The following is a 12,724-nucleotide window of genomic DNA, read 5'->3' on the forward strand; positions in this document are numbered from 1 at the left end:
TCAGAGCACGTAAACGAAGACGAACAGCCCGAGCCAGACCACATCCACGAAGTGCCAGTACCACGCCGACGCCTCGAAACCAAAGTGGTAATCGCCGGTGAAATGGCCTTTGTGTATGCGGATCAACATGATCGTGAGCATCAGGGTACCCAGTATCACATGGGCGCCGTGAAACCCGGTCAGCATGAAGAAGGTGCTGCCATAAATGCCGGACTGCAGGGTCAGGTTCAGATCCTGATAGGCGTGAGCGTATTCATAGCCCTGGACACACACAAAGATCAGCGCCAGCGCAATGGTGGCGCTCAGCCAGAGTTTGACCTTCTTGCGGTTGTCTTCCTTGAGGGCATGGTGCGCAACCGTAACCGTAAAGGACGACGTCACCAGCAGAATGGTGTTGATCAGTGGCAAACCCCAGGGGCCGATAATGCCTTCCGGTGCCGGGTAAGCGTCGGGGTCAGGATTGTTGATCAGCGGCCATGTCGCCTGGAAACCTTCCCAGAGGATATTGGAACTGCCACGGTCGCCTTCACCGCCAAGCCAGGGCACCGCGAACATCCGGGTGTAGAACAGGGCACCGAAGAAAGCCGCGAAGAACATGACCTCGGAAAAAATGAACCAGCTCATACCCCAGCGGAAGGAACGATCCATCTGTGGGCTGTACAGGCCTGACCGGCTTTCCTTGATGACGGTCCCGAACCATCCAAACAGCATGTAGGCCATGATCAGGGAACCGATCAAGAACATCACCCAGGAGCCGGTGGTGCTCTCACCCTGCTGGCCGTTCACCATAATGGCCGCCGCGCCGTAGAGGGTAACCCCCAGCCCGACGGTGGCGACAATCGGCCACTTGCTCTGTTCCGGAACGTAGTACGTCTGGTTTTCCGCCATGACAATCTCCGATGGCTTATCCGTTATCGTTTGTTGTTGTGGGCGCCAGTCAGCCTCTGTTTCACTTCACTTCCGGCGGCGTGGCAAAGGTGTGGTAGGGCGCCGGAGAGGGCACTGTCCACTCAAGGCCTTCGGCACCGTCCCACGGCTGGGCAGAGGCCTTTTCACCGCCTTTGATGCACTTGACCACAATCACCAGGAACAGGATCTGACTGGCACCAAACATGAATGCGCCAATGCTGGACACCATGTTGAAGTCGGCAAACTGCAGCGCGTAATCCGGAATACGCCGCGGCATACCCGCCAAACCGAGGAAGTGCATCGGGAAGAAGGCCAGGTTCATACCGATGAACGACAGCCAGAAATGCGTCTTGCCCAGTGTTTCGTCGTACATATGGCCGGTCCACTTGGGCAGCCAGAAATACGCCGAGGCAAAGATGCCGAAGATGGCGCCCGGTACCAGTACGTAGTGGAAGTGTGCTACCACGAAGTAGGTATCGTGATACTGGAAGTCAGCCGGTGCAATGGCCAGCATCAGGCCGGAGAAACCGCCGATGGTAAACAGGATGACGAAGGCGACCGCAAACAGCATCGGCGCCTCGAAGGTCAGTGACCCCCGGAACATGGTCGCCACCCAGTTGAACACCTTCACGCCCGTGGGCACGGCAATCAACATGGTGGCGTACATGAAGAACAGCTGCCCGGCGATGGGAATACCGACGGTGAACATGTGGTGAGCCCAGACCACAAACGACAGTAGGGCGATGGCGCCCACCGCATATACCATGGAGGCGTAACCAAACAGGGGCTTACGGGAAAACGCCGGGATGATATGCGACACCGCACCGAAGGCCGGCAGGATCATGATATAGACCTCCGGGTGCCCGAAGAACCAGAACACATGCTGGAACAGCACCGGGTCGCCACCACCAGAAGCATCAAAGAAACTGGTGCCGAAGTTAATGTCCATCAGCATCATGGTGACGACGCCTGCCAGAACTGGCATGACAGCAATCAACAGGAACGCCGTGATCAGCCAGGTCCAGACGAACAGGGGCATCTTCATCAGTGTCATGCCCGGCGCCCGCATGTTCAGGATGGTGGCGATCACGTTGATAGCACCCATGATCGACGACACACCCATGATGTGAATGGCGAAGATAAAGAACGTGGTACTGGGCGGGCCGTAGGTCGTCGACAACGGCGCGTAGAAGGTCCAGCCGAAGTTGGGCGCACCGCCCTGCATGAACAGTGTGGATACCAGAATCAGAAAGGCGCACGGCAGGAGCCAGAAGCTCCAGTTGTTCATTCGTGGCAGCGCCATGTCAGGCGCGCCCACCATCAGCGGAATCATCCAGTTGGCAAGGCCAACGAAGGCCGGCATAACCGCGCCGAACACCATGATCAGACCATGCATAGTGGTCATCTGGTTGAAAAATTCCGGCTCGACAATCTGTAGGCCCGGCTGGAACAGTTCAGCCCGGATCACCATGGCCATGGTTCCGCCGAGCAGGAACATCGTGAAACTGAATATCAGGTACATGGTCCCGATATCTTTGTGGTTGGTCGTCAGCAGCCACCGAGAAAAACCCTTTGCGGGGCCGTGGTGATGATCGTCCTGGGCGTGGGTATCTGCAACCGCACTCATGAAAAACCCCCGTTACCGCCGTATATTCAGGCTGGTGATGTCATTAATCTGGCGTCATTGGATAGGGTGGACTGGAGCCTTCGCTCCACCCCACCCGGTTCATCATTCCTGATTCTTGTACTCGAAGACTTCTTTTGGCGTCACCATTTCACCGGTGTCATTACCCCAGGCATTCCGCTCATAGGTGATGACCGCTGCGAGGTCGACTTCGCTCAGCTGACCGCCAAACGCCTGCATGGCGGTGCCGGAAACGCCGTTTACAACAATATCCATATGCGCCTGCATGTCTTCGGTCACGACTTTACTGCCCTTCAGAGCCGGGAATGCTGGCGGCGCACCGCTACCGTCCGCCTGGTGGCAGGCAGCACACGCGCTGGCATAGGCTTTTTCGCCACGTGCCATCAGCTCTTCCAGGGTCCAGTCTTTCTCGGTCAGCTCACGCTCACGCTGGGCCGCCTCCTTCTGCTCAGCCACCCAGGCATCGTATTCGTCCTGAGGCACCGCCTTGACCACCACAGGCATGAAACCGTGTTTTACGCCACACAGCTCGGTGCATTGACCACGATAGATACCGGGCTCGTCGACCCTGGTCCAGGTTTCGTTCACAAAGCCGGGAATGGCGTCCTTTTTCACGCCGAAGGCAGGCACCCACCAGGAGTGGATAACATCATTGGCGGTGACCAACAGGCGGATTTTCGCTCCAACAGGCACTACCATCGGGTTGTCTACTTCCAGCAGGTAGTTCTCGGTTTTCTCGGTGCGGTTGTAGATTTCGTCATCGCTGGTGGTGATATTGGAAAAGTATCCAAAATCATCCTCTATGTAGTCGTATTTCCAGCGCCACTGATAGCCGGTGACCTTGATGTCTACGTCAGCTTCGCTGGTGTCGTACATGTCCACAAGCGTTGCAGTGGCAGGAATCGCCATTACCACCAGAATCACGAGGGGAATGATGGTCCAGAGAATCTCGACCAGGGTATTCTCGTGAAAGTTTGCCGGTTTTCGGCCCGGGGACTTGCGATGGGCGAAGATGGACCAGAACATGACCCCAAACACCACGATGCCGATGACAACGCAGATCCAGAGGATCGTCATGTGAAGGCTGAAGATTTCATTGCTGGTACCGGTGACCCCGGGACTCATGTTCAGCGTCCAGTCCGCCATGGACAACGCTGGCGTCATAAGCCCGCCCAAGAGGACACCTGCCCGCTTAGCGTGCACGCGCATAATACTGTGTCTCCACAGAGTGTTATTCTTGTCGGATTTTGCGTCCAATCCCCCTGTTCCAGACAGTGCTCGCACACACTATCCAAGTCAGGGTGGAAGTCTGCTATGGATAATACACAACCCAGTATAGACACAGATCAAAAAAATGCGAAAGTCCGTCCACCCATAAATGTATTAAAGAAGGAAGGCCTCTCATTCCCATAGAATCCGCTCCGCAACTCGCCACCACCGACCGCAGGCTCTGGGCGCTGGCCTGGCCACTGATGCTCACCAATCTCACTGTGCCGCTGCTGGGGCTTGTGGATACGGCCGTGCTGGGACACCTCGATACACCGGAATATCTGGGGGCTGTCGCGGTGGGCGCAAACCTGTTCAGCATCCTCTACTGGACCTTTGGCTTTATGCGCATGGGCACGACGGGGCTGGCTGCCCAGGCCTGGGGCAAACGCGATGAGTTTGCGCAGATTGCCCTGCTGCTACGCTCCGTGTTGCTGGCTATCGGTATCGGCCTGTTGCTGATTCTGTTCCATCAGCCGTTGATCAAACTGGGCCTGACGCTGATGAACCCCAGTGAACGTGTTGCCGCGCTGGCAGCAGAGTACGCCAGCATCCGTATCTGGAGCGCACCGGCCGTGCTCTGCCAATACACGCTGGTGGGCTGGCTGATAGGCACTCAGTACGCGCGAGGCCCCATGGTCATGCTGATTGTGGCCAACGGGCTCAACATTGTTCTCGATGTGCTCTTTGTGACCGGTTTTGGCTGGAACAGCCGGGGCGTTGCCATGGCCACCGTGATGGCAGAGTACTCGGCGGCCGCCATCGGGTTCTACATGGTGCTGAAACGCATGCCGGACGGTCAGGGGTTTGAGCGGGCGCTGTTCGGGCAGCTGCGGGACTACCTCAGAATATTACAGGTCAACCGGTACATCATGGTGCGCACCATTGCCCTGCTTCTGGTGCTGGCCTTCTTCACCGCACAGGGTGCGCGACAGGGCGATACCATACTGGCCGCCAACGCGGTGCTGATTACCTTTCTACTGATCATTTCCAACGGCCTTGACGGCTTTGCCAATGCCGCCGAGGCACTGATTGGTGAAGCGGTGGGAAGAAACAATCGGCGCCAGTTCAAAAATGTCTTTCGGGTGGCATTCCGGTGGTCGTTGTGGGGTTCCGTGCTGTTTACCGTCGCCTTTGTTCTTGGCGGGCGCTTCCTCATTGGCTTGCTAACAGGTATCGAGGAAGTGCGCGCAACCGCGTGGGATTATCTACCGTGGTTATGGATGCTACCGCTGGCCTCGGTGTGGGGCTTCCTTCTGGATGGCGTGTTTATCGGCGCAACCCGAACGCGAGACATGCAGAACACGATGCTGTTTTCAGCACTGGTGGTTTTCCTGCCGGTCTGGTGGCTGACGACCGGGTGGGGTAATCATGGACTGTGGTTCTCGCTGATCTGCCTGATGCTGGCACGGGCAGTTTCCATGGGTTGGCTGTTTTTGAGCCATTCACGGCACGATCGCTGGTTTTCAGGGCAGTAAGGGAGTGTGCTGACAAACTAGGTACAACCTGTTCAGGTTTAATGCTCACACCACAGCAGCCTGTCAAAACTCGTCTACACTTGTGAGAAAAGGCAGGCATGTTGCGGTAGCCAGCCGCTTCCCATGCCCCTGACGATCCCAAGCGTATAACGGGAGGCGCCTTGCGACCCCATTCCGTTCAGAGACCGGCTTCTCCTGAAATGACACCAAAGGTAGTTCTCGACATCATTGATCAGGCCCGAAGGCAGGAAGCCCGCTCCGGCACCTTTCTAAAGCAGATGCGGGAGAGGGCATCGTCGCTGCCTGCCACCATCACCATTGACGGTTACCAGCCAGCGACCTGCCTGTTCCAGTTTGCCATTGAGTACATCGAAATGGCGCCCCGACTGATTGAATGCGTGGAAGCCTGCGCAAGAGAAGCTCGTAAGGCCGAGCTGTTTGCGCCGTTTGTAGAGGCAGCGATCGGTTATTTTACCCAACCATCCGTTCTTCTGGTACGTTATGATGGCCTTGACGGGCTTCTGATACGAGCCTATCTCTGCCACCGCCTGATGGAGGAAATGTACGAAAACAACCGCTCCACCCGCGCCAGCGAACTGGTCGACGTGGAGGCAACACGGGCAAATCTGCTGGCGCATCAGTTGATCGGCGAACCGTTCGCCAACGAACTGGACCAGTCCATCACCGTCACCGTGTTGCAGATTGCCGGCTCACCGGACTATTACGAACTGAACCTGGACCCGTTCGTAGAACAGACAAGGAACGTTGCATGGGACTGGATGAGACACTATTGGGAAAACCTGCTGGTCCGTAACCACATACGTTTGTCGTTAGGAGCGGGTCTTTAGAAAATACGGATGAACAACATTGATGTACAAGCTGACCGTAACCCTGTTTCTGTTGCTTGCAGGCTCTCTCTGCAACGGCACCGAGACCAACACCGTACCTCTTCAACTGACCGATAACCTGTCAGGAAAGCCGGTCGCCAATGCCGTGGTGATTCTGGAAAACGGCCCTACGGAATCGCCCATAGAGGCTGAAATTGTTCAGAAAAACCGAAACTTTCACCCTCATACGCTGATCATACCCAAGCATTCCCAGGTGGACTTTCCCAACCAGGACAACACCCAGCACCACGTCTACTCATTCTCACCCGCCAAGACATTTAACATTGAGTTATACGCCGGACGACCAACAGAACCGGTTGTCTTCAACAAGACCGGTGTGGTGGAAATTGGTTGCAACATCCATGACCACATGCAGGCCTTTATTCTGGTCATCGACAGTGCACCCTCAGGCCGAACGGATGAACAGGGCCGATTGACGGTTGAGATTCCGCCGTCGGCAGACGATGGGTCCGGTAAGATTGAGCTCCAGGTATGGCACCCCCGATTGACAGACAACACCCGTATGGCCCGATTCACCGTTGAGCAACCCTATCCCGAATCACTCAAACTGTCGGTGAAATTGTCCCCGGAACCCGCGAGTGATGACAGGCTGGATGGCCTGCAAGAACGTTTCCGGGAGCTTTGATGGCGGTCGCTAGCCGAATAGGGTTTCGTGGACGTTTAGTCACCGTCATGGTCACCATGGTGGCCATCGTCAGCCTGAGCATCGGTGCACTGTTAATGCTTTACCTGTTCGAGGATGAGAAAGTACGTGCACTTGAGCAACTGAGTCTCGGTGAACGAGTTGCAGAGGAAGTGCTTGAGCGCCGCACCAGCCTGATCCTTTCCCGGCTGGACGTTGTGGTCCGCGATTTCGGCTTTCGCTCTGCCGTCGCCAGCGGAGATCGCGCCACCACGGACAGCGCACTGACCAATCAGGCCCGAAGGGTGAATGCCGATTTTGCCGTCTTGCTTGGCAGCGACGGACATATTCTCGCCGACACCGATGGACTGCCCGATGCGTTTGCCAATAGCCCGCTGGTTACAGAAATGCTGTCCAGGGCGCGACAAACAGGCTTTGCCAGCCAGATGAGCGTTTTCGGTGCAGACGGCTTTGAACTGCTCACAATCCCGGTGGAAGCGCCCGGATTAAGGGCCTGGCTGATTGCCGGTTTTAACATCAACAATGATCTTACCGACATTATCGGTCGACTGAGCGGCACCGAGGTGTTGTTCAGGGCCTCCACTGGTGAAGAAGGCAGTTATCAGATTCTTACCGACCCGGGTTCCATCAACGCATCGAGGCTGGATGAACTGAACAATGCCATGGCCAGGACGTCCGGCGAGAACCAGTTTCTTGAGAGTACACATTACTTCACCCGCATCATAAGCCTGACCGGGGACGAAACACCGGCCCTGCAGCTGCTGCTGTTGATCAACCGTGAGGCCCGTCTCAGCAACTACTATGAGCGTGCTGTGGAAATTCTTACGCTGGTCAGTGCCGTTCTTGTGCTGGCTGCCCTGATTGCGCTCATTATCGCTCGCAACATGGGGCAACCAGTCCTGCAACTGGCGGACTATGCCAAGGCCATCGGCGATGGCCACACGCCCGCACCTCCCCGTATTCGCGCCGGCGGCGAACTGGCCGAATTGCGCAGGGCGCTTGGCGACATGCTGAGCAAACTGCGGGACCGCGAGGAGCAGATACACTACGCCGCCAGCCACGATGAAATTACCGGGCTACCCAATCGAAACGCCTTTCTGTCGCGCCTGCGGGAGCAATTCGACAACCACCGCCCCTGCAGCCTGATGGGCCTGCGCCTCAATGATATTTCTGACGTCAATGACACTCTGGGCCTCGAGTTCGGGGACAAGGTTTTACAGGCGGTGTCGGCCAGGTTGGAGGAAGCACTGCCCGGCAGCTCAGCACTGGCAAGGACCGGAGGCGCCGAATTCCTGATGATGACTGGTCTCCAGCCGCAATCCGAGCTCGATAAACTTGCCACCAAGATCAGCGAAATCGTGGAATCGCCGTTGTTCATCGACAACACTCCGTTCTCCCTTCGCTGCACCATGGTTACGCTGCAGCTACCCCAGGACGCCATCGATACCGACCAGGTTCGCAGGCGTCTGAACCTCACGTTCGAACAGGCACACAAAAGCCGGCTGCCCGTAACCCATTATCAGCCAGGACAGGATGAGAACCACCTGAGGGAACTTCAGCTGATCTCTGATCTGCACCACGCCATTGCCAGCAACGGCTTGCATATGAACTACCAGCCCAAACTTGATATGGCGTCTGCCGGCTTTCATCAGGCCGAAGCACTGGTGCGCTGGATTCACCCGGACCTGGGGTTCATCTCACCGGAAGAGTTCATTTTCCTGGCGGAGCAATCCGGCCAGATCACCGACCTGACCCGACACATTCTCCGCCGTGTTGCCAACGATGCAAGCAAGTGGCACGCCGCGGGCCTGAATATTGGTGTTGCCATCAACCTGTCGGCGCTCGACCTCACCCGCCCGGAACTCGCCAGGGAAGTTGCCGAGGCGTTTTCCCAATGGCAGTTACCCATGTCCAGTATCACCCTGGAGGTAACCGAGAGCGCCCTGATGGAGGAACCCGAAACGGCCTTTGAAACCCTGCGGCGCTTACGCCAACTCGGTGTCACACTGTCGGTGGACGACTTTGGCACAGGCTATTCCTCGCTGTCGCAATTGCGCAATCTGCCGGTGCAGGAACTCAAGATCGACAAATCCTTCGTCCTGCGCCTGAATACCGAACCCCAGGACCAGCTCATCGTGCGCTCCACCATTGATATGGCCCATGGCCTGGGGTTGCGGGTTGTCGCGGAAGGGATCGAAAACGCCGAAAGCTGGTCGCTGCTGCGGGACTGGGGCTGTGAGATCGGGCAGGGGTTCTTCCTCAGCCGCCCCGTTGCCGCTGGCGACCTGAAGGAGACAGAGCAGTCGCTGACGGACCGTCAGCAGGAACTCAGATACGCAGGAGAAACCACGTCATGACACGCTTGGCCAGGGCACTAAGCACCGGTTTGCTGGCATTAACGGTATCGGCAAACCTGTCCGCAGACACAGGCAGCAGGCTTTGGGCCACCGGTGGGGTAACGTCCGTCGGGGGTGCCGCCGGGGGCGGTCTGTCACCCTGGGCCCTGCTTGGCGGCTATGCCAGCGATGAAGAGTGGGGGGGCACGCTGACCCTGTCCCGCGCTGAAACCGACGACTATACCCTGTCGGTGGTCGGGACAGGCGTCACCTGGAACAATCGTGTTGAGCTCACGCTGGCGCGCCAGACTCTGGACCTGGACAGCCTGGTGTTCACCCTGAAAAACGGCTTTGGCCTTGAAGAGGACGAACTGGTACAGGACGTTTTCGGGCTCAAAGTAAGACTCGCCGGCGACGCCCTCTACAGCCCCTGGGGGCAATGGTCAGCCGGGCTTCTGCACAAACGCAACCGCGAGTTTACCGTACCCGACGCCATCGGCGCGGAAGATGACAGCGGCACCGATATCTACGTCGGAGGCAGCAAACTCTTCTTCGCGGCGGTGATGGATCGCAATCTCCTGGTCAATGCTACCGTTCGCGGTACCAAGGCCAATCAGGGCGGACTACTGGGTTTCGGCGGCGACCGCAACGACAGCTACGAGGCCATGTTTGAAGGCAGCGTCGGGTTGTTTGTGACCCGCCAGTGGCTGGTGGGTACGGAATACCGCCAGAAGCCGGACAACCTGGGTTTCGCCACCGAGGAAGACTGGTGGGACGTCTTTGTTGCCTGGGTACCCGACAGGCGCTTGTCGGTCACGGCCGCCCTGGTCAATCTTGGTGATGTTGCCACCCTGGAAGACCAGCGCGGCGCCTACCTTTCACTGCAGGCCAGTTTCTGACAACCCGGGAGATCATTATGAAACATTCTGTCATCATCTTGGTTCTATTACCTCTTCTGGCTCTCTCCGGTTGCCAGTCCATGGTTGAATCCAGCCAACAGAATACTTCTCTCTATCAGCAGCTTGGGGAACGTTCCGGCATTGCCGATATCGTCGAAGACCTGCTCTACCGGATTGTCGAAGACGAGCGTATCAACGATCAGTTTCGTGGCATTAACGTGCGCCAGTTCCACACCAACCTGACGGACCAACTCTGCGAACTCAGTGGTGGGCCGTGCACCTATTCCGGGCGCGGAATGCGCGAAAGCCACGCCGATATGAACGTGACGGACACCCAATTCAATGCCCTGGCTGAGAACCTCATCCTGGCCATGGAAGAGAACGGCATACCCACGGGTGCGCAGAACCAACTGATCAAAAAACTGGTGCCGCTGTACCCCCAGATCCGCAACCTTTGATTTGAGCCGGGCGACAAACCGGTTAAGCTTGCCCGCTGACCGATAAACCTTTCCTGACGGGAGAATAAACCTTGCTCGACAACGCGGATCTGGGAAAACTGATTGTTCGACTGACCCTGGGCGGACTATTGCTGTTTCATGGCATCGCCAAGCTGTTCCATGGCGTGGGCTTCATCGAAGGCCAACTGGCCAGCCATGGGATTCCCGCCTTTTTCGCGTGGGGCGTGTTCATTGGTGAGTTGCTGGCACCACTGATGGTGATCCTGGGTTACCAGACCCGTATCGGCGCGTTACTCATCGCCTTCAACATGCTGGTGGCCATTGCTCTGGTACACAGCCATGAACTGATGGCACTGGGTAACAACGGCGGCTGGGCACTCGAACTGCAGGGCTTCTTCCTGTTCATTGCCATTGCCGTTATTTTTCTTGGACCGGGCCGCTACAAGCTCAAGAACTGACCGTTCGAGTGGTCACCGGTCGCGTGTAACTAACGACGCATGGAGACAGATACGATGACCGATAAAAAGTCAGAGCTCCGCCCAGGCCGATACCGACACTATAAGGGTAGGGATTATGACGTCATCGGTGTAGCCCGCCACAGCGAAACCGAAGAGCCGATGGTCGTATACCGCTGCCTGTACGGTGACTACAGCCTATGGGTACGACCCTTGGCGATGTTCCAGGAGACAGTGGAAGTCGCTGGCGAGGATGTTCCCCGGTTTACCTACGTGGCCGACGATCACCCGTAAGCACGATTTTTGACTGCAGCACGCGTTTCCGGCACATTAGCGCGCTTTCCTGAACCGCCCCACCTCCGGGGCGCTGAAAGCCATCCCCGACATCCCGGAGTTTGCCATGAATGCCGTTGTTGCTGCGGTCGTGATCATGCTCGTGCTGAGCTTGTGCCGCATCCACGTTGTTGTTGCCCTGATTATTGGCGCCGTCGCCGGCGGCCTGATCAGCGGCCTGTCACTGGACGCCACCATTGCCGCGTTTAACGAGGGCCTGGGAGGCGGCGCCACCGTCGCCCTGTCCTACGCCACCCTCGGTGCCTTCGCCGTCGCCATCGGCAAATCCGGCCTCGCCCATGCCCTGGCGGACAAAGCCCTGAACCTGGTGGGCCGGCAGGATGACGGCAAAGCCGCTGGCGGAATCCGCCTACTGATCGTTGGCCTGCTACTGGCCATTGCCATGTCGTCCCAGAACATCCTGCCCATTCACATTGCTTTCATTCCGCTTGTGGTGCCACCACTGCTGTACGTGATGGCCAAACTGAACATGGACCGCCGCCTGGTGGCCTGCGTGCTCACGTTCGGCCTGATCACACCCTACATGTTCCTGCCTGTGGGTTTTGGAGGGATATACCTCAATGAAATACTGCTGGCGAACGTGGGTGACAACGGCATCGACGCCACTGATCTCAATGTCATGTCCGCCATGGCCTTGCCAGCACTCGGCATGCTCTGTGGACTTCTCGTTGCCGTCTTTTTCAGCTACCGCGGCGACCGACACTACAATCTGGACGCCATTGCCCGCACCGAACGGGTGGATGTGACCTACAACGGCGGCACGCTGCTGATGGCCCTGGTCGCCATCGTGGCGGCGTTCGTGGTTCAACTGTGGTTGGGTTCGATGATCCTCGGGGCGCTGGCTGGCTTTGTACTGTTCAACCTGTCCGGGGTGGTGAAATGGAAAGAAGCCGACGACCTGTTCACCGAAGGCATGAAAATGCTGGCAATGATCGGCTTCATCATGATCGCCGCCTCCGGCTTTGCGGAAGTCATGCGCGAAACCGGTGACATTGCCACCCTGGTGGAAGGCTCCGTCTCTGCCATCGGCGACAACAAAGCTCTGGCCGCCCTGCTGATGCTGGTCGTCGGCCTGCTGATCACCATGGGCATCGGCTCATCCTTCTCCACCATCCCCATCATCGCCGCCCTCTACGTGCCGCTGGCCCTGGAACTGGGCTTCAGCCCCCTGGCCATAGTGGCCCTGGTCGGCACCGCCGGCGCGCTGGGCGATGCCGGCTCCCCGGCCTCGGACTCCACCCTCGGCCCTACCGCTGGCCTCAACGTCGACGGCCAGCACAACCACATCTGGGATACGGTGGTGCCGACGTTCCTGCACTACAACCTGCCGTTGTTGGGCTTTGGGTGGTTGGCGGCTATGGTTCTTTGAGGCT

Annotated in this window: 12 protein-coding genes; 9 read left to right on the forward strand and 3 right to left on the reverse strand. The window is 57.7% G+C overall.

Annotated elements, in window-relative coordinates:
- The 3 genes from B2590_RS10525 to coxB form a co-directional block, all read right to left on the reverse strand.
- Positions 1 to 888 carry a cytochrome c oxidase subunit 3 gene (locus tag B2590_RS10525; protein WP_075196380.1) on the reverse strand — a complete coding sequence of 296 codons (888 nt, stop codon included), beginning with the start codon at positions 886 to 888 and terminating at the stop codon, positions 1 to 3.
- 61 nt (positions 889 to 949) lie between these two features.
- On the reverse strand, positions 950 to 2,536 hold the full coding sequence (ctaD, locus tag B2590_RS10530) for a cytochrome c oxidase subunit I (protein ID WP_278368283.1): 1,587 nt from the start codon (positions 2,534 to 2,536) through the stop codon (positions 950 to 952).
- 102 nt (positions 2,537 to 2,638) lie between these two features.
- On the reverse strand, positions 2,639 to 3,763 hold the full coding sequence (gene coxB, locus B2590_RS10535) for a cytochrome c oxidase subunit II (protein WP_075196382.1): 1,125 nt from the start codon (positions 3,761 to 3,763) through the stop codon (positions 2,639 to 2,641).
- 263 nt (positions 3,764 to 4,026) lie between these two features.
- On the opposite strand from coxB, the gene B2590_RS10540 reads away from it, so the two are divergent.
- The 9 genes from B2590_RS10540 to B2590_RS10580 all read left to right on the forward strand — a co-directional run bounded on the left by B2590_RS10540 (position 4,027) and on the right by B2590_RS10580 (position 12,720).
- Entirely contained in the window at positions 4,027 to 5,298 is a 1,272-nt protein-coding gene (locus B2590_RS10540; RefSeq protein ID WP_286810835.1) for an MATE family efflux transporter, read from the forward strand.
- Between the two features lie 200 nt (positions 5,299 to 5,498).
- Positions 5,499 to 6,146, forward strand: a complete 648-nt coding sequence (locus tag B2590_RS10545; RefSeq protein WP_286810836.1) for a hypothetical protein — start codon at positions 5,499 to 5,501, stop codon at positions 6,144 to 6,146.
- Between the two features lie 22 nt (positions 6,147 to 6,168).
- Positions 6,169 to 6,831 carry a methylamine utilization protein gene (locus tag B2590_RS10550; protein WP_286810837.1) on the forward strand — a complete coding sequence of 221 codons (663 nt, stop codon included), beginning with the start codon at positions 6,169 to 6,171 and terminating at the stop codon, positions 6,829 to 6,831.
- Positions 6,831 to 9,206 carry a putative bifunctional diguanylate cyclase/phosphodiesterase gene (locus B2590_RS10555; RefSeq protein WP_286810838.1) on the forward strand — a complete coding sequence of 792 codons (2,376 nt, stop codon included), beginning with the start codon at positions 6,831 to 6,833 and terminating at the stop codon, positions 9,204 to 9,206. The genes B2590_RS10550 and B2590_RS10555 overlap by 1 nt, the downstream gene beginning before the upstream one ends.
- Entirely contained in the window at positions 9,203 to 10,084 is an 882-nt protein-coding gene (locus B2590_RS10560) for a DUF3034 family protein (protein WP_286810839.1), read from the forward strand. Before B2590_RS10555 ends, B2590_RS10560 begins: the two co-directional genes overlap by 4 nt.
- A 17-nt stretch (positions 10,085 to 10,101) precedes the next feature.
- Complete coding sequence (locus B2590_RS10565; protein ID WP_286810840.1) at positions 10,102 to 10,542, forward strand: group I truncated hemoglobin; 441 nt, start codon at positions 10,102 to 10,104, stop codon at positions 10,540 to 10,542.
- 71 nt (positions 10,543 to 10,613) lie between these two features.
- The gene (locus tag B2590_RS10570) at positions 10,614 to 11,000 is read left to right on the forward strand and encodes a DoxX family protein (protein ID WP_286810841.1); all 387 of its coding nucleotides are present in this window, start codon (positions 10,614 to 10,616) and stop codon (positions 10,998 to 11,000) included.
- A gap of 54 nt (positions 11,001 to 11,054) precedes the next feature.
- Entirely contained in the window at positions 11,055 to 11,291 is a 237-nt protein-coding gene (locus tag B2590_RS10575; protein WP_286810842.1) for a DUF1653 domain-containing protein, read from the forward strand.
- 106 nt (positions 11,292 to 11,397) lie between these two features.
- A complete protein-coding gene (locus tag B2590_RS10580; protein WP_286810843.1) occupies positions 11,398 to 12,720 on the forward strand; it encodes a Na+/H+ antiporter family protein in 1,323 nt (440 codons plus the stop codon).
- Positions 12,721 to 12,724 lie beyond the last annotated feature (4 nt).

The organism is Marinobacter sp. UBA3604 (assembly GCF_002375325.1).
Lineage (GTDB): Bacteria > Pseudomonadota > Gammaproteobacteria > Pseudomonadales > Oleiphilaceae > Marinobacter > Marinobacter salarius.